Annotated in this window: 16 protein-coding genes; 3 read left to right on the top strand and 13 right to left on the bottom strand. The window is 55.2% G+C overall.

Features of this window, described 5'->3' with window-relative positions; all coding sequences use genetic code 11:
• Nucleotides 1-5: 5 nt before the first annotated feature.
• The gene (locus MWH02_RS09065; RefSeq protein WP_061719470.1) at nucleotides 6-1313 is read right to left on the bottom strand and encodes an MFS transporter; all 1308 of its coding nucleotides are present in this window, start codon (nucleotides 1311-1313) and stop codon (nucleotides 6-8) included.
• A gap of 263 nt (nucleotides 1314-1576) precedes the next feature.
• Here MWH02_RS09065 and MWH02_RS09060 point away from each other — a divergent pair, with 263 nt between their 5' ends.
• The gene (locus tag MWH02_RS09060) at nucleotides 1577-2611 is read left to right on the top strand and encodes a LacI family DNA-binding transcriptional regulator (RefSeq protein WP_271460409.1); all 1035 of its coding nucleotides are present in this window, start codon (nucleotides 1577-1579) and stop codon (nucleotides 2609-2611) included.
• Here MWH02_RS09060 and MWH02_RS09055 read toward each other — a convergent pair.
• Together MWH02_RS09055 and MWH02_RS09050 are read right to left on the bottom strand one after the other, a co-directional pair.
• The gene (locus MWH02_RS09055) at nucleotides 2608-3297 is read right to left on the bottom strand and encodes a molybdate ABC transporter substrate-binding protein (protein WP_101761467.1); all 690 of its coding nucleotides are present in this window, start codon (nucleotides 3295-3297) and stop codon (nucleotides 2608-2610) included. The two genes, MWH02_RS09060 and MWH02_RS09055, sit on opposite strands and share 4 nt — an antisense overlap.
• 2 nt (nucleotides 3298-3299) lie before the next feature.
• Nucleotides 3300-4547 carry an alpha-hydroxy acid oxidase gene (locus MWH02_RS09050; RefSeq protein WP_008106273.1) on the bottom strand — a complete coding sequence of 416 codons (1248 nt, stop codon included), beginning with the start codon at nucleotides 4545-4547 and terminating at the stop codon, nucleotides 3300-3302.
• Nucleotides 4548-4752: 205 nt separating this feature from the next.
• On the opposite strand from MWH02_RS09050, the gene MWH02_RS09045 reads away from it, so the two are divergent.
• Both MWH02_RS09045 and otnK read left to right on the top strand, forming a co-directional pair.
• Complete coding sequence (locus MWH02_RS09045) at nucleotides 4753-5418, top strand: aspartate/glutamate racemase family protein (RefSeq protein ID WP_217548544.1); 666 nt, start codon at nucleotides 4753-4755, stop codon at nucleotides 5416-5418.
• Complete coding sequence (otnK, locus tag MWH02_RS09040; RefSeq protein ID WP_271460407.1) at nucleotides 5412-6692, top strand: 3-oxo-tetronate kinase; 1281 nt, start codon at nucleotides 5412-5414, stop codon at nucleotides 6690-6692. Before MWH02_RS09045 ends, otnK begins: the two co-directional genes overlap by 7 nt.
• 40 nt (nucleotides 6693-6732) lie before the next feature.
• Here otnK and MWH02_RS09035 read toward each other — a convergent pair whose 3' ends face one another.
• The 10 genes from MWH02_RS09035 to arnC form a co-directional block, all read right to left on the bottom strand.
• The gene (locus MWH02_RS09035; RefSeq protein ID WP_271460406.1) at nucleotides 6733-7953 is read right to left on the bottom strand and encodes an aromatic amino acid transporter; all 1221 of its coding nucleotides are present in this window, start codon (nucleotides 7951-7953) and stop codon (nucleotides 6733-6735) included.
• A 127-nt stretch (nucleotides 7954-8080) separates the two neighbouring features.
• Entirely contained in the window at nucleotides 8081-9091 is a 1011-nt protein-coding gene (gene iolG, locus MWH02_RS09030; protein ID WP_271460405.1) for a bifunctional inositol 2-dehydrogenase/D-chiro-inositol 1-dehydrogenase, read from the bottom strand.
• An 11-nt stretch (nucleotides 9092-9102) separates the two neighbouring features.
• Complete coding sequence (locus MWH02_RS09025; RefSeq protein WP_271460404.1) at nucleotides 9103-9924, bottom strand: TIM barrel protein; 822 nt, start codon at nucleotides 9922-9924, stop codon at nucleotides 9103-9105.
• Between the two features lie 131 nt (nucleotides 9925-10055).
• A complete protein-coding gene (locus MWH02_RS09020; protein ID WP_271460403.1) occupies nucleotides 10056-11492 on the bottom strand; it encodes a sugar porter family MFS transporter in 1437 nt (478 codons plus the stop codon).
• Between the two features lie 329 nt (nucleotides 11493-11821).
• On the bottom strand, nucleotides 11822-12187 hold the full coding sequence (gene arnF / locus MWH02_RS09015; RefSeq protein ID WP_271460402.1) for a 4-amino-4-deoxy-L-arabinose-phosphoundecaprenol flippase subunit ArnF: 366 nt from the start codon (nucleotides 12185-12187) through the stop codon (nucleotides 11822-11824).
• A complete protein-coding gene (gene arnE / locus MWH02_RS09010) occupies nucleotides 12184-12504 on the bottom strand; it encodes a 4-amino-4-deoxy-L-arabinose-phosphoundecaprenol flippase subunit ArnE (protein ID WP_101761459.1) in 321 nt (106 codons plus the stop codon). The genes arnF and arnE overlap by 4 nt, the downstream gene beginning before the upstream one ends.
• Nucleotides 12501-14162, bottom strand: a complete 1662-nt coding sequence (arnT, locus tag MWH02_RS09005) for a lipid IV(A) 4-amino-4-deoxy-L-arabinosyltransferase (protein WP_271460401.1) — start codon at nucleotides 14160-14162, stop codon at nucleotides 12501-12503. Before arnT ends, arnE begins: the two co-directional genes overlap by 4 nt.
• Before the next feature lie 17 nt (nucleotides 14163-14179).
• Nucleotides 14180-15064 carry a 4-deoxy-4-formamido-L-arabinose-phosphoundecaprenol deformylase gene (arnD, locus tag MWH02_RS09000; protein ID WP_271460400.1) on the bottom strand — a complete coding sequence of 295 codons (885 nt, stop codon included), beginning with the start codon at nucleotides 15062-15064 and terminating at the stop codon, nucleotides 14180-14182.
• Complete coding sequence (gene arnA, locus MWH02_RS08995) at nucleotides 15061-17040, bottom strand: bifunctional UDP-4-amino-4-deoxy-L-arabinose formyltransferase/UDP-glucuronic acid oxidase ArnA (RefSeq protein WP_271460399.1); 1980 nt, start codon at nucleotides 17038-17040, stop codon at nucleotides 15061-15063. The genes arnD and arnA overlap by 4 nt, the downstream gene beginning before the upstream one ends.
• Nucleotides 17037-18023, bottom strand: coding sequence for an undecaprenyl-phosphate 4-deoxy-4-formamido-L-arabinose transferase (gene arnC / locus MWH02_RS08990; RefSeq protein ID WP_271460398.1), 987 nt, complete (start codon nucleotides 18021-18023; stop codon nucleotides 17037-17039). The genes arnA and arnC overlap by 4 nt, the downstream gene beginning before the upstream one ends.
• Nucleotide 18024: the final 1 nt, after the last annotated feature.

The following is an 18024-nucleotide window of genomic DNA, read 5'->3' as shown; positions in this document are numbered from 1 at the left end:
TCCTGTTATTGATTGGCGGTGGCAATGACGTTGGCATCAGATTTGGGGCTGATCGGTAAGGGCTCCAATTTGCCGAGCACAAACATAAAGGTCAGCGCACCCAGCACACAGATGCCGCCCGCGACCAGCAACGGCACCACAAATGAACCGTGGCTGAGGCTCAGCATTAAGCCGGTGAAGGAAGCCGTAACAATCCCGGCCAGGTTACCGGCAAAGTTCTGAATGCCGCCCAGCGTGGCCACATAATTACTGGCGGGCGCAACGTCGGCTGGCAGCGTCCAGATGTTGGCGGCGGTAAAGGCTAAACCGGCGTAAGTGATGGAGAACAACGTCAGGATCACCGTAATGCTGTCGGTGAATGCGGCGAAAGCAATCACGCTGGAAAGCAACATGCCGCTGATAAGACAAGTTTTACGCGCCGCCGTCAGGCTAAATCCTTTGCGGTACAGGGTATCCGACACAATCCCGCCAAGCAGACTTCCCGGAATCCCCATCAGCGCAGGGATCGCACCCAGCGTCCCTAACTCTTTCAGCGAGAAACCATGTGCCACAGTCAGATAAGTTGGGAACCAGGTCACAAAGAAATAGGTAGCGAAGTTCATGCAGAAGAAACCAATCATCATTCCCCACACGTTGCGATGGCGGAACAGTGACCACAGTTCTACTTTGGCATCGGCCTGCGTGGTGGGCAGAGCACGATCTTCCAGCAAATTTTGCCGCTCAGTTTCATCAAGGCCTTTCATCTCTTCAGGCTCACGATAGAAGACTAACCAGATCACCACCCAAATCAGTCCCAATGCGCCAGTCACGATGAACGACGTTTCCCAATCCCACACGCTGATCAGCCAGGCAACCAGCGGCAGCGCCAGCGCACTGCCAGCACGCGGACCGGCATCAAAGATCCCGCTGGCCGTTGCACGCTGTTTTTTCGGGAACCAGCTGTAAACCACTTTGACACAGCCCGGATTTCCCCCTGCTTCGCCCAGGCCTAATGCTAAGCGCGCCGCAAAAAGAGAAGTGAATCCTTTACCAAACGAGGTAAACACCGTAAACAACGACCACCAGCCGACGGCGATGGCCAGTCCGGCACGCGCACCAAGACGATCGAGTAGACGTCCGGCCGGAATTTGCATCAGCGCATAGGTCCAGAAGAAGGCGCCCAGAATCAGTCCCATGCTGGTGTCATCGAGGCCTAAATCTGCTTTGATGTGCGGTGCGGCGATCGCGAGGTTGATACGATCGATGTAATTGATTGCGATGGCGAAAAAGCAGAACACGATCATCAGCCAGCGAATTCGTGGATATCTGCGCATGGTGAATTCCTTTATGATTTATATAGGGTTAACGAGGTTCTGCGGCCGTAGAGCGGCTGCAGCCCGCGTTGGGGTTAAATTTGGGGGTGACAGTTCGCGAACCTGTTAAAAAAACGTGAGCGGGCACACCCAAACTGATAACATGATGTCAAAAGTAAGCGATTACAAAATTCAGTCAAGCCAAAAGTAAGCGCTTTCAAAATTGATTGTGAGTTGTCTGCAATTTTTGTGGGCAAGCTCACTCTTTCTGCAGGAGTGACTTGATGATTGAGAAGCAAAATGGATCTGGCCGCGTTTCACTGGATGATGTTGCGCGTCTCTCTGGCGTTTCAACGGCGACGGTTTCACGCGTATTGAACGGCAGCACCACGGTCAAAGCGTCACGCCGTGAAGCGGTGGAAAAGGCCTGCGAGGAGTTGGGATATGTGATTAACCGCGCCGCGCGCACCCTTGCCTCGCGACGCAGCATGACAATTGGCGCGGTGGTCCCCACGCTGGCGACAGAAACCTTTTCGCGTCCGCTGGCGGCGTTTCAGCAACTGATTCATGAAGCCGGCTACACGCTGCTATTGGCCAACTCCAACTTTGATCCGGAAACCGAGCTGAAAGAAGTCAATAAGCTGATTGAGTACGGTATCGATGGTTTGATGCTGGTGGGCAATACCCATCATCCAAAACTGTGGGAGCGCATCATTCAGCAGGATATCGCCTGCGTGCAGACCTTTTCGCAAGACAGCGAAAGACCTTGTGTCGGTTATGACAGCGAGGGTGCGGCTGAAACCCTGGCGCAGCATTTGCTGGGATTAGGGCATCAGCGCTTTGCGGTTATTGTCGGCACGCCGCCTTCGAACGATCGTATTTCAGAACGTCTGAACGGTACGCGCCGCGCCCTGCAGCAGTATGGATTGACGCTGCCGGATACGCATTTAATTGATAACGCCTTCACCATGAATGATGCGCGCAGAGCGGTGTTTCGTTTACTCGATGCGCCGCAGCCGCCCACCGCCATCATCTGCGGGAACGATCTGCTGGCGTTTGGTGCCATGCGCGCGGCGAGCGAGCGTTATCTGCGCATTCCGAATGATATCTCCATCGTGGGCTTCAACGACTATGAATACGCCGAGCATCTTGAGCATCCGCTGACCACCATGCGCGTGGATTTAGCCTCGATTGGTGAACACGCGGCGCACTATTTATTGAACACGCTGAATAACTTACCTGCGCAAACGCAGACGCAGATAAGTACCGAGTTGATTGTCCGGGGCAGCAGCGGCTCGGTGCCCCGTCAGGAACGCTAATCGCGCCTGTCCATGCCAAAACGGTTGAACACGTCCGTGACTGACGGCGTTTTCAGCCAGCCCAGAAATGCCTGCGCCCGTTCCGGTTGTTGGGCGTGGCTTAACACCGCAGCCGAGAGCGAAATCGCCTGCTGCGTTCCCGCTGGCAGCGGTCCAACAACATCAATGCCCTCCACCATCAGCAATTCGCTGATCTGCTGTACTGCCAGGTCAGCGTTGCCCTGCACCAGTTGCTCGGCGGTGAAACCAGCAGGAATCACCGTGCCACGCGCGCGCAGTTCCGTATCAATGTTGAGTTGTTTCAACAACTGCGAGAACCAGACACCGCTGGCTCCGGCTTCTGACCAGGCCACCGAACGCGCAGCCAACAAAGTCTGAATCAACGTTTCGCGATTGCTGATATCAGGCTGTGCAGCGCCCGCCCGCACCGCAATTCCGATGGGAGAATCGACCAGTTCGATGCGCGTGCCCGCTTCCGCCAAACCCGATTGTGTCAGGCGGTCTAGCGTCTCAACCGTAGCGATCACCACATCCGCTTCGGCGCCGGCGTTGAGCTCTTTTTCGATGATGGTGCTGGGATGCCAGCGTATCGCCAGCGGTATATCTGGATGTTGCGACTGCCATTGCGCAACCAGCGTGTTAAACGGCGCGCTCAGTGCGAGCGCACTATAAATCGTTAACGCCATGATTAATCCTCGCGTGCGAAAAAGGGTGCGCGACGCAGCAGCGCAGCATTAAGTTGCTCAGGCCGTGTCACGCCAATCAGCGCTAAATCACGATCGATTTCATCCCGCAGGATATGCATGGCATGTTCAACGCCCGCCTGAGCGCCAATCACCGCGCCATACAGGAATGGACGACCAAGAAACACGAAGTCCGCGCCCAGCGCCATCGCTTTCATCACATCGGTGCCGCGACGGATGCCGCTATCAATAATTACCTTCATATTGCCCTTCGCCGCCGCGATTTCAGCGAGCGTATGCAGCGGTGGCACCGTGTGGTCCAGCTGACGGCCGCCGTGGTTGGAGAGAATCACCGCATCGGCGCCAAGATCACGCGCGATGAAGGCATCATCCGGCGACATCAGCCCTTTAATTACCAGATTGCCTTTCCATTTTTTACGGATCGCTTCAACGTGCTTCCAGCTCAGTTTGTCGCGTGCATTGGTGTTACGCACTTTGCTCGACATCATTGGCGGGCCGCGTTCAGCATCGGTATTTTCGAAGTGCGGCGCACCATGACGCAGGAAGGTTTGCGCCACCGTGCCCAGCAGCCAGCGCGGACTCATGGCGCTTTGCCACATCACTTTCGGCGTGATTTTTATCGGCATGCTGAAGCCGCTGCGGGTATTGTGTTCACGATTACCCAGCATCGGCGTATCACCGGTCACCACCAGCGTTTTATAGCCTGCGTGTTCAACGCGATCAACTAATCGATCGATGCGCGGTTGATCGCCCGCCAGATAGGCCTGAAACCAGGCGTCCGGATTAGCGGCGATCACCTCTTCCAGCGGAATCAGCGATGAGGCGCTCAGGATCATCGGCACATTCATGGCCCGTGCGGCTTTCGCCAGCATTAAGTCCGCGCGATAGCTGACAAACGACGCGCCACCAAGCGGAGCCACACCGAAGGGATGCGCCCAGTCATGGCCCAATAAATTCACCCGCTGATCGCGGCCCGAAACATCGCGGAACATACGCGGTACAAAGACATATTGCTGATAAGCTTCATGCGCGGCAGCAAGTCCTCTGCCGGTTTCCACACCGCCTTTTACATATTGATAAATCATATTAGGTAACCGCTTACGCGCATGGCGTTCAAAATCTTCCAGCGCCAGCAAATCACGAAAATGGCGTGGCACCGTATTCGCAGGGCGCACCTGCGCTTCGGGTGTCACGTTAACGTTAATTGCGGTGGTTTCTCCACGAATGGTCATAGTGCGTTCTCAGGGTTAGCTAAAAGTAAGCGATTTCAAAATAGGCATTCAGACGAATGCATTCATTTCTATCCTGACAGATACGCAGTTTTTTTGTGTGACGAGCATCACCTTATGAAGACAAATGTAAGCCCTTACATTTTCATTTTGCCTCAGGTATGGTGTGCTGTAATTCACTTGTGTATCGCTAGTGTCGGAGAAAATGATGAGCCAACGCATAGTTTTACTGCATGCCACGCCGGTGGCGATGCCCCCTATTCAGGAAGCCTTTAACGATCTTTGGCCAGAGGCTGAAGTGGTGAATTTGCTGGATGATGGTTTGACGCTGGATCGCGCTAAAGAGGAACAGCTTTCGCGCCAGTTGATTGAGCGCTTTGTTGCTTTTGGCCGCTACGGCTATGCGATGAATGCGCAAGGAATTCTGGTGACCTGTTCAGCTTTTGGCCCGGCGATTGATGAACTCTCTGCGGCGTTGCCGGTGCCGGTGCTGAAACCGAATGAAGCGATGTTCGAGGCTGCGCTGCAGCAAGGCGAACGTATCGGCATGCTGGCGACCTTTGGTCCGTCATTAGTGACGATGTGCGATGAGTTTTATCACTATGCCGAACAGATTGGTTCATCCGCAACGCTGGAAAGCGTGCTGGTTCCGGATGCCATTGACCTGCTGCGTAAAGGTGACGTCGCCAGCCACAATCGTCTGGTCGCAGAGTTCGCGCCGCAGTTAAGTCACTGCGATGTAATTATGCTGGCTCACTTCTCCACCTCGCGCGCCGCCGACGCCGTGCGTGAAAAAGTCTCGATTCCGGTGTTAACGGCACCGCATGCCGCGGTAAAAAAAATGCAGTTAGCGATTGGAGGCTCATCATGCTGATTGGGGTCATCGCCGATGATTTTACCGGTGCCAGCGATATCGCCGTTACGCTGTCGAAAGGATTGCTGGGCGAAGGCGGATTGCGCACGACGCAATATCTTGGCATACCGCAACAGCCTGCCGAGGAACAGGTGGAAGCAGGCGTCATTGCTTTGAAATCACGCTCTTTGCCAGCACAGGAAGCCGTTCAACAATCGCTGGCTGCTTGTGAATGGCTGTTGCAGCAAGGCTGTGCGCAGATCGTGTTTAAATATTGCTCGACCTTCGACTCGACCGATGCCGGCAACATTGGTCCGGTACTCGACGCGCTGGCTCAGCGATTAGCGGCGCGCAATGTGATTGTCTGCCCGGCATTTCCCGCGATGGGCCGTACGCTTTATCAGGGCAATTTGTTTGTGCATGACCGTCCGCTGAATGAATCAGGCATGGAGCATCATCCTCTGACGCCAATGAAGGATGCGGACATCCGCCGTTTGCTGGCGCGCCAGGCGAAAACGCGCGTCAGCCACATTGGCTGGCAGCAAGTGGTGCGAGGCAGTGAAGCACTGCGCGAGATACTGCAAGACCAAACAGATGAGGAAACGCAATTGGTGGTGGTGGATGCCCTCAGCGATCACGATTTAACGCTGATCGGCATCGCCGCTGCAGGAGAGAAGTTGATCAGTGGTGGATCGGGCATCGCGCTTGCCCTGCCGCACAACTTTATCAGCGCCGGTAAAGCACAAGGTAATAACAGTAAGTTTCCTGCCATTAAAGGTTCCAGCGCCATTTTAGTTGGCAGTTGTTCAGGTGCGACGCGCGGACAAATAGAGGAACACCAAAAACAGCATGCGGTGCTGGCCATTGAGATTGAGGATGTGATGGCGGAACGTATTGATGCTGACGATCTCGTGGATTTCATCCTCACCCATCAGGAACGTTGCCCGCTGATCTATTCCTCAGGCGATCCGGCAACGGTGAAGCAAGCACAGCAGCAGTTTGGCCAACACAACATCTCGCAGCGACTTGATCGCTTATTTGGCGATACGGCACGCAAGTTGGTGCTTGAAGCGGGCATTCAGCGTTTAGTGGTTGGCGGCGGAGAAACTTCGGGCGCGGTGGTCAGCGCGTTAAATTTGGGTTCGCTGCAGGTTGGAAGTGAAATCGATCCTGGCGTGCCCGCCCTGTTTGCTCAGGGCGAGCGGCCGCTGGCGCTGGCGCTTAAATCGGGGAATTTTGGTCGACGCGACTTCTTCTCGCATGCCCTTAACGTATTAGCCGGTTCTACGCATTAAATTGAAGACAACGTCGCGCTGACGTTGTCTTCTTCTCACTCTAACGGCCACCAAATTCCGGTAACACCCCAAACCAGCTCAACAGCCAGGCCAATATATTCATCGCGCCAAACACCAACAGTAAAACCACCGCCAGCGAACAGCGTTGCTGAGATTTCCATGCCAGCAGCGCGGGGATGATGACCGCCCACAAGGTGGCAAACAGTCCGGCAAAACCAATCGCGGCGACAAAGCCATTTGGCCACCAAATCGAGGCGAGTAACGGCGGCAGGAAAGTCAGGCTGGCGGTTTTCAGGCGTGAGACGGGTGAATTCGCGAATCCCAGACGATCGGCGATGAAATCAAACAGACCGGCGGTGACGCCAAGGAATGAGGCAATCACGGCGAAATGCGAGAAGATCGACATCATCAGCGCCAGCGCATTGACGTGCAGATGCGCACGCAGCGCCGCCATCAGCGCAGCGATATCGCCGCCCTGCTTCACAATCTCAGGAAACGCGGCGCGCGGTAGATTTCCCATGGTGCTGGTTAGCCAAAACAGATACAGCGCCAGCGACAGCAGCGTTCCCAACACCAAAGCCCGCGTGATGTTCTGCTTATTGCCGCCGTAATAGCTCACCAGACCGGTGATGTTGCCGTGGTAACCAAACGAAGCGAGACAAAACGGCAGCACGCCGAGTGCATAAGGCCAGTAACGTTCACCGGCTGCGGGTCCGCTTAGTAACGACGGCATGTTCACCTGTGTCAAAAGGCCGCCAAACAGCACGATTAACAGCAAAATTTTCGCCAGCACACAAAAGGTCATGAGGCGACTGACGCCGGTCGTACCGAGCCAAACGACGACGGCGACGCACAGCGTCAGCAACACCTTGGCTTCTGCGGTTGAGATGGGTAATCCCAGCTGACTGATTGAGTGCTGATAGACCGGGCCGCTGGCTGAAATATACGCGTATGTCAGGATGCCAAGGACGAATAAGATGCTGAGGCCGTTCAGCGCCGCCCAGCCGCGTCCAAGCAAATCTTTGGTTAAAGTGTCGTATCCAGCGCCCGGCGGATACGTGAGGCTGACGCGCATAAACAACAAGCCGGACAGCAACATGCCGCCCCAGCTGATCAGCAGTAACACCATCGCCCAGCCAAACCACGCGCCCGCCATCACCACCGGCAGCGTAAACATCCCTGCGCCCACCACGGTGCCGCAAATAATCATCGCGCCCCACCATACCGAAGGCTGGCGGCGGGACAATGTCATCTCCGTCATCACTTATTCCCTACAAAACATCTTAAAGGCGGCGATGATACACGGGAAAACGCTAAGAAGAGAGTGTGATACGCGATAATACGCGCGCCAGTTCAACCTGACGCGCGTTTAAGGAAGGGAAAGCAACTTAGTTATAAAACGCCGGTTTCGCTGGCATAGTGACCGGTACGATGTCTCCGGATTTTTGCGCCGCAACACAGGCATCGGCAGCAACCGCCGCAGCGAAGCCATCCCAAGCAGACGGGCCGGTCATCTCACCCGACAACACGTTATTGATGAAGTCCTGCAACTCCACGTCATAGGCATCGATGAAACGCTTTTTCCAGTCGGTAAGAATGCTGGTGGAGAGTTTGGCCGCGCTGCGCGTCTGTACCGACATCGGTTCAGGCAGGCGCGCAATGCCGCTTTCGCCGACCACTTCACATTGAATATCGTAGCCGTAAGCGCAGTTAACGAAGATTTCGACGTCGATGCGCACGCCTTTGGCGGTTTCCAGCAGCACGATTTGCGGATCTTTCAGATGCGAAGCGGCTTTACTGGTTGAGCGCGGGTAGATCACCTGCGCACTGACGTAATCATCTTTCAGCAACCAGCGCAGCACATCGAGCTCATGAATCAACGTATCGGTGATCGCCATATCAGTAGTGTAGGAATCGCCGACTTCGGGATTGCGATGCGCGCAGTGCAGCATCAGCGGTTCGCCGATGTCACCGTTATCAATCACCGCCTTCAGCGCGCGGTAGCCCGCGTCGTAAGGACGCATAAAGCCGACCTGCACTAGCTTCTTACCGGCGGCGATTTCCGCTTCCACGATGTTCATACAACCCTGCGCGGTGACCGCCAGCGGCTTTTCGCAGAAAACCGCCTTGCCGGCTTTGATCGCTGCCAGCACAAACTCTTCATGGGTTGGGCCCCACGAGGTGACCAGAATCGCCTGCACCTCTGGCGCGTTAATCAGATCATGTGCGTTGTCGTAAATCTCCGCCTGAATGCCGAGATCGTGGATGATCTGCTCGCAGTTGCTGCGATTGATGTCATTCAGCGCCACTACACGCGAATGTTGCAGTACTTGGCTACAACGACGAATGTGTTCGCGACCGATCGCGCCCGTGCCAATTACACCGATATTGAGCGTCATGGAAGTGTTCCTTAGTTATTCAGGTAAGAAATGCTGGAGTGGATTTCACGAGCAATTTGTTCTTCGCTCCAGTTACCCATCACCGACGAAAACGGTTCGAAAGCGTAAATGCCGCGATAGCCCATCTCTTCCAGACGCTGCACTTGTTGTTTCGATTTCAGCACATCGTCGGCGCTTAACATGATGCGCTCTTCGTCGGTTAACTGATGCGTTGGGCGCGCGTCGGTCACGCCGGACAAATGCACCAGCCCGATATTGTTGACGTCGACGCCGCCAGCAAAGTCTTGTTCAGCCCCTTCGTACAAATGATGGTGAAAGGTATCCAACACGATTTTGAACGGCGCGCCGGCTTGTTTGATCAGCTGCTGTGCCAGAGCCACTGAACGCAGCGAACTTTGCGGGAAACCGAGCGGCTCCACCAGACCGGCAATGCCATATTCGGCAAACAGTGGCGCCAGCGTTTTTAACGCATCGACGGTTTGCTGCTGGGAAATAACGGTGCCGTCATTCAGTGGGCAAAGGACTAACGCTTTCGCACCGGTGGCACGCGCGTCTTTTAATAAAGCGCGCGTTTTCTCCAGCACGTCATCGCTTAATTGGTTAAACGGATAAACCGCATTAATAGTTTCAATGGTAAAAGCATGCTGCGTCGCGAGATGGCGAACTTCTTCGCCTGTTAAATTATCGGTCACGCTACCACTTTTCATATCATTGCGGATTTCGACTTTATTTAACCCCAGCTTTTCAACCAGCGAGAAAAAACGCTCGAGACTAAGATTAGGCGCGATTTTACGATTAACGCAGAGTCGTTCATGGCTTATTTTGTAGGTCATGGTGTGTTCTATCCTGAAAGAGTAATATTTATTAGCTTCTGTTTTGTCATGTCGCGTCGATATCTTGCGATAGTAAGCGATGTTGTTTTGCTGCTCTGCCAGAACCTTGATTGATTTACATCAATGCAACATCATTTGTACAACTCATGGAAATAGTGCTCGACCTGTTCCAGGCTGCGTCCTTTGGTTTCCGGGATGGTGCGCAACACGAACATCGATCCCCCAATACCAATCACGGCAAAGGTTAAGAAGGCACCGGCCAGACCAAATGCCGCCAACAGCAACGGGAACGCCATGGAAATGGCGAAGTTGGCCATCCACAACGCAAATACCGCGCCGCCCATGCAAATACCGCGCATCCGCGCTGGAAAGATCTCGGAAAGTAATAGCCAGGTAACTGGCGACAACGCGCCTTGCTGGAAGCACAGAAACATCAGCATGCCCGCCAGCACCAGATAGGCGCGCAGCAGATTGACGTCGCCTGCCGGGTGATATTCCGGCATGAAGAAACACACCGCGGCGATAAAAAACAGGCACGCGGTGCAGCCCATCTGACCAACCAGTACCAGCGGACGACGGCCGATTTTGCCGATCATCCAGATACCGACCAGCGTCATCAGCACCGAAATCACGCCGTTGGCGATGGTGGCGAACAGCGCGGCATCGTTGCTCAAGCCGGTTGCCGTCAGCATGGTCGGCGCGTAATACATGATGGTGTTGACGCCGGTCAGTTGCTGAATCGCCGCAATACCGATACCGAGTAAAAACACTTTGCGCAGCCACGGCGTACGCAAATCGCGCAGGCGGCCTTTGCCCTGCTGCCGGTTCTCTTCGATGGTTTCTTCTATCTCTTCCAGCTCCCATTCGACGTCATCGGCCGCGCGGGTTTTTTCCAGTACTTTGCGTGCTTGCTGGCTATTACCGCGCATTACATGCCAGCGCGGGCTTTCCGGCATAAAGATCATGCCTAACCACAGCAATACTGCGGGCACAGTTGAGATAGCGATCATCCAGCGCCACGTGTGTTCTCCACCCCAGATTTCGTTGAAAGTGGCGTTGGAAACGTACGCCAGCAGCTGACCTGAAACAATCATCAGCTCCTGCAAGGTGACCAGTTGACCGCGCTTGTTCGCCGGGGCAATTTCCGCGATATACACCGGCACCGTGGCCGCTGCGCCACCGACGGCGATACCGAGGAACAGACGTGAAGCAATCATTGAGATGACATCCGGCGCGAAGGCCGAACCGATGGCGCCAAGGGCAAAAATAAAGGCCAGAGAAATGATGATCTTGCGGCGTCCCAGCGCGTCCGCGAAATGACCGGCGAGCAGCGCGCCAAAAGCTGCGCCAAACAGCAGTGAACTGGTGACTAACCCGGTGGTAAAGGGCGTGAGCTGTAGATCGTCACGCATAAAGAGTAAAGCGCCTGATACTACACCGGTATCGTAGCCGAACAGCAATCCACCCAGCGTGGCGACCAGCGCAATAATTTTAACAAATGGCTCGGTGCGCGTGGCGCTATTGGGGCCGGAAGCGGTGTTAGTGGATATATAAAGTTCTCTTTCCATAATACCTCCTGGTGAAAAAAATCAAGTAAATACGGCAGAACAAAACAGAGCACTCACGCTAGCGGTGTTTTTATTTCATGTTAATTTTTATTTGAAATTTGTTTTTCGAAGTGTGAGTTCAAGCATTTTGGGATTTTTATTTTGATGGATTCACATCAGGGTGATGTGTTTATTTAGGGAGGGCTTTAAGGGGAGAAATAAAAAAGATCGCCATGAGTGGCGTAATGCCATTCAATTAAGCGCCGTGTCACATCACTGCACCTTCCGAAGCGGCGCGCTTTATCGCGCAATGAATTGCGCCGCTACGGTATGTGCATAAATAAACCCCTTCACCTGCGGCGCGGCAGCGAAACCAGCAGCAAGCCAAACACAATCAGCACCACGCCGGCAAAGCTACTCCAGCGGAAGGTTTCGCCCAAAATCGGCAAGGAAATCGCGGCCAGCCACACCAATACATAACTCAAACTGAGCAGCGGGTAGAGCCGGTTAAGCGGCAAATGGCGCAGCGCCAGCATCCAGCACAGCATCGACAGCGCATACGCCCCGAGGCCCATCGCCAACAGCAGCAGCGGTTTCCAGTGCTGCACACTCAGCAATTCCCTTAATGGCGGGAAATCCAGCATCGCCAACCGCAGCACCAGTTGCGCCAGCGATACCAGCAACACGCTGCACAGCGCCAGCATCACGCCTTTCATAGATGACTTCCCATCAGCGCCACGCCAGCAACAATCGCCAGCGTGCCGATCCACTGCTGCACGCTGTAAGTTTCACGCCAGATCAGCCGCGCGGCGATCGCCACCAACACAAAGTTGAGACTCAACATCGGATAGGCCACGCTTACCGGCACCACGCGCAGCACCGCCAGCCACAGCAGCATGCCGATACCGAGCAGCAGGATGCTGAGCGCCAGCCAGGAAATCCCCTTTTTGATACCGAGATGGGCCGCCTGCTTTTGACACAGCTGGGCGGCACAGCTCAGCACGCTCACCAGTAAAATCAGCAGCAGATTCATGGTTTAGCATCATAGCCGTAGTAAACCAGCCGGCCCTGACGATAGACATCATCCGGTTCCGGCAGGTTTTTATCCGGCGTGCTGTCGCTGGCATTCAGCATCAAAACCAGCGAAACCTTGCCCAGCCGACGATGGACACGCAGCCAGTCGGCAAAGTTATCTGCATTAATATAATGTGACTTTGCATCTGGATAACTCAGGCCATATTGCAATTCGCCTTTGGCATCGTAGAAATTGATGTCGCTGCGCTGCAGTTCCCAGGCCACCGCCGATGCCACGCCAGGATTGTTTGCCAGCAGATAACGGCTATCCGCCAGCTGATCGTGTACCGCGCTAACAAAACTCTGTGGCTGCTTGGCATCGCGCACCTTGTCAGGAATGGCAAATCCCACCAGTAACGCCAGCGCCAGCGGACAGAGCGCGGCTAACTGCCAGCGACCCTTCTCCGGCTTGCGGCTCAGCCAGCCCATAACGGCCCAACCTATAAAGGAGAGCGCCGCACAGAGCACGCCCATCCCTTCATCGCCGCTATAAACCGGACGATGCGCAACGCCCCAGGGTGCCAGCACCACTAAAACCACAATGGTGATGACCAAACCGAACAGCAGATTGATCCAACCATTCACCTTTAGCGCTGTAACCACCTTTGTCGAAGCGCTGTGCGCGTAATGCGCCATCAGCAAGGCCAGCGGCGCGAAGCACGGTAAAATGTAGGTCGGCAGTTTGCCTTTAGCGATGCTGAAAAACAGCAGCGGTAACAGCACCCAGCTCAACAGATAAATCGAACCCGCTTGCTGGCTGCGCTGACGCCACGCACCAACCAGCGATCCCGGCAGCAGCGCCAGCCACGGCAAACAGCCTGCCAACAGCACCGGAATGTAATACCAGAATGGCGCTTTGTGCTGCGCGTCCGACTCGGCGAAACGCTGTATATGCTCGACCCAGAAGAAATAGTGCCAGAAATCGCCTTCCTGCTGATTGATCGCCAGCGCCCACGGCGAACTAAGCAAGGCGGCGACCACCATCGTCAGCGGTCCCCAACGCAGCAATTCGCCAAAGCGACGTTGCCAGATGGCCCAAGGCAGAATCGCCAGCACCGGTACCGCCAGCGCGAGAAAACCTTTGGTCATAAATCCCATCGCGCAGGCCGCACCCAGCAACACATATCCGATCAATCGTTGCCGCGTGCTACTGGCCTGCGACGCCAGCCAGTAACTGCACATTGCCGCGACCAGCCACAGCATCAGGATCGGATCGAGCACCGCGTAGGTTCCGACGCCGTACACCAGCAACGAGGTGAGAAAAATAATGCTGCCGCTCAGCGCGATTTTACGGCTGGCGAACATCTGCGTGCCGAGCCAATACACCAATACCGCGCTCAACGTGGTGCTGAAAATCGATCCGGCGCGCACGCCAAAGTTGGTGTGACCAAACAGCAACTGGCCGAGGTTATTGACCCAATAACCGGCAATCGGTTTCTCGAAGTAGCGCAGATCGAAGAAATGCGGCACCACCCAATTGCCGCTAAACAGCATTTCCCGGCTGATTTCGGCATAGCGGGTTTCGTCCGGCTGCCATAAGGCGCGGAACTCAATTGGCATCAGGTAAAACAGCGCGAAGAGCGCGATAAGTAACGCGGTTTTAGTGCCTGTACGCATCCGTGGTTCCTGTAAAATTAACGCTGGCAGCCTAGCCAGCCTTCACGTCCGGGAATATGCCCGCGTACGATATTGCCCTGTGGCAGCGTAGTGAGATCGTCGGGTAACAAGGCGCTGAGCGGACAGAACTGAATGTCTTGCTGCTCCGCACGCCTCAGCAGATCGGCGAATGCCTCAAGCCCGACAATCCCTTCCACTTCGGCATGAATGGTGTAAACCGGCGAACCGCTTGCGGTATGAATCTGCTTGAGGATGAAGTCATTAAAACCTTCCGCGCTCACCGATTGCCCAACCACTTCATCCCAGGTCGGCAAGGTCACCGGGATTTGTACCGTGCCGGGGCTGCCATCACTGAGAATCGGTATAAATGGACCGCTGCCGCGACAATCACTGTTGTAGCTGAAACCAAACTGCTGCTTGGCAGCCACCACGCGGCCATCAGCGCGCCAGCCCGCCACCGCTGAACAGGTGACATTGTCACCGATGATCGCTTCCAGCGCCTGTTTACCGCGCGCAATTTGCTCAACCAGTTTCTCTTGCGGCCACACGCCCGCCCAGGTTTGCCAGGCAAAGTGATCCCACGCATGCAAACCGACTTCATGATGATCGGCGGTGGCGCTGATGATCTCCTCCAGACCGCGACCAATCTGACGTCCCGGCCAGGCGGTGCCGGCCAGCAAAATATCCCAGCCGTAGAGTGTTGCGGCGCGCGACCGCAGCATTTTCCACAGGAAACGCGGTTTTAACAGGCGCCACAAGTGGCGCCCCATATTGTCCGGACCAACGCTGAAGAAAAAACTGGCCTGCAGCTGATGCAAACTGAATTGCTCCAGTAACGCCGGCACGCCAAGTTGGGTGCCGCGCCAGGTATCGACATCGACACGCAAACCGACTTTCTTCATGGTTTATCCTGTAGCTCAACGGTGCGCAGGAAGAAGTCCAGCGTGTTATCGATAGTGGTATCCATCTCTACGGTTGGTGTCCAGTCCAGCAGACGACGCGCGTTTTTGATCGACGGCTTACGGTGTTCCACGTCCTGATAACCTTTGCCGTAATAGCTGCTGCTCTCCACTTCACGGAAGCCGGCAAACGGCGGGAAGTTGCTGCGCAGCGGGTGACGTTCGAAACTCGCCAGCAGACGCTCGGCCAACTCTTTAATGCTGGCTTCGTTATCAGGGTTACCGATGTTGACGATCTGGCCGTCGCAGTTGTTCTGTTTGTTTTCGATGATACGGAACAGCGCTTCGATGCCGTCGCGAATATCGGTGAAGCAGCGCTTCTGTGCGCCGCCATCAATCAGCTTAATTGGTGAGCCTTCCACCAGATTGAGGATCAGCTGCGTGATAGCACGAGAACTGCCGATACGTGCGGCATTCAGATTATCGAGGCGCGGTCCCATCCAGTTAAACGGACGGAACAACGTAAAGCGCAGCCCTTCTTTCTCACCGTAAGCCCAAATTACACGGTCCAGCAGTTGCTTAGACACCGAATAGATCCAGCGCTGTTTATTGATCGGCCCAACCACCAGATTGGAGTGATCCTCATCGAAATGCTGATCGGTACACATGCCGTACACTTCGGAAGTCGATGGGAAAATGATGCGCTTTTTGTACTTCACGCAGTCACGAATGATTTTGAGGTTCTCTTCAAAGTCGAGTTCAAACACGCGCAGCGGATTGCGGGTGTACTCAATCGGCGTGGCGATGGCCACCAATGGCAACACCACGTCGCACTTCTTAATGTGATACTCGATCCATTCTGAGTGAATGCTGATGTCGCCTTCGACAAAGTGGAAGCGTGGCTGATCGAGGAAACGGCTGATGGCGTCAGAACCGATGTCTAAACCGTAGACTTCGAAGTTATCATCCTGCAGCAGACGCTCGGTGAGGTGGTTACCGATAAAACCGTTCACGCCGAGAATCAGCACGCGCGTGCGTCGTTTCACCGCCGCCACTGGCTGAGAATAGAGCAAGGCGCCCTTCACCATACCGAGGTTTTGCGCCAGCTGGCTGCCGTTCATAAACACGCCGTTATCGCTTTGACCGGTCACCACTTCCAGCGCGCCTTCAGCGCAGGCGATCAGGAATGGCTCAACAGAAAGCACGGTACCCGGTTTGGCCTGATGTTCAGTGCTGTGTACGCGACTTTTCCACACCACGAATTTCACCGTTCCGGCATAGGCGAACGCGCCGGGCCACGGATAGGTCACCGCGCGCACCAGATTATTGACCGTGTGCGCCGGTTGTTCCCATTTAATGCGGCCGTCTTCTGGCGTGCGGCGCCCCACAACCGTGGCTTCGCGCTCATTTTGTGGTGTGGTAACGATATCGCCGCGTTTCACCGCCGGTAATGCGCCTTCCAGCACCTGCGTTGCACAGGCAACCAGCTTGCGATGCAGCGTTAACGCGTTGTCCTGCTCGTCAATCGCCACGCGCTGTTGCGCCACGATGTCACCGGCATCGGCGCGCTTCACCATGCGGTGCAGCGTTACGCCGGTTTCGGTTTCGCCATTGACCAGCACCCAATTCAGCGGCGCGCGGCCACGGTATTTAGGCAGCAGCGAACCGTGCAGATTAAAGGCACCCAAACGCGCACAGCTGAGAATGCAGTCGTTTAACAAAGCGCGGTAATAGAAGGAGAAGATGTAATCCGGCGCCATGGTTTTAATGCGATCGACCCACAGCGGATGATTGACATCCTCCGGCGCATAGACCGGAATGCCCTGCTCAGCGGCTAAACGCGCAACGGAGTCGAAAAAGTGGCTTTCAGTTCCTGTGTCTGAGTGGGTGAAAATAGCGCTGATTTCATAGCCAGCGTTCAGAAGTGCAGAAATACCCGCACAGCCCATTTCGGCGTAGGCGAAGACGACAGTTTTCATTGCTCAATTTCCTGTACAGATGAGGCGTTTTGCTGTGGGTGAATCACACGTTGGATGAAGTAGCGCGGACGGGCGCGTACGTCGTTGTAAATGCGGCCGATGTATTCGCCGAGTAATCCCATACCGATGAACTGCGCGCCGATAAAAATAAACAGCACCGCGAACAGCAGGAACACGCCATCACCGGCCCATGCCGCGCCGAGGAACAGGCGCAGCACAATCAGAATCAGCGAGAAGGCAAAACCGGCCAGCGCAATCAAACTGCCGACGATGCTCAGCAAGCGCAGCGGCGTGGTGGTCAGGCAAGTGACCAGGTCATACATCAGGTTAATCAGCCGCATAAAGCTGTACTTTGAATCGCCAAATTCGCGCTCGGCGTGCGCCACCGGCAGCTCAATGGTGCGGCGCGCAAAGGTGTTGGCGAGGATGGGAATAAAGGTGCTGCGTTCGTGGCAGTTCAGCATCGCATCGACGATATGGCGGCGATAAGCGCGCAGCATGCAGCCGTAATCGCCCATCGCTTTGCCGGTGACGCGCTGAATCAGATGATTGATGGTGCGAGAGGCGCGACGGCGAAACCAGCTGTCCTGGCGGTTTTGACGCACGGTGCCCACCACGTCATAACCCTGCTTAGCCGCTTTCACCAGGTTCGGGATCTCTTCCGGCGGGTTTTGCAGATCGGCATCCAGCGTGATGATCAGGTCGCCGCTGACGTGGCTAAAGCCCGCCATGATCGCCGAATGCTGACCGTAATTACGGTTCAGCAACACGCCAACCACATGGCTGCCCGGCATATCGGCAGCATCCGCAATCATTTCGCCCGAGCGATCGCTGCTGCCGTCATCGACCAGCAGAATCTCGTACGCCAGATTTAATCCTGCGCAGGCTGCATCGGTGCGACGCACCAACTCCGGCAGGCTCTCCTCTTCGTTGTACACCGGGATTACCACGGAAACTTTGCGAATGGTTTTTTCTTCCAGCATG

Source organism: Pantoea leporis (assembly GCF_028048155.1).
GTDB lineage: Bacteria > Pseudomonadota > Gammaproteobacteria > Enterobacterales > Enterobacteriaceae > Pantoea > Pantoea leporis.
Note: the sequence above shows the minus strand (reverse complement) of the source record. Positions and strands in the feature narration are given on the sequence as shown.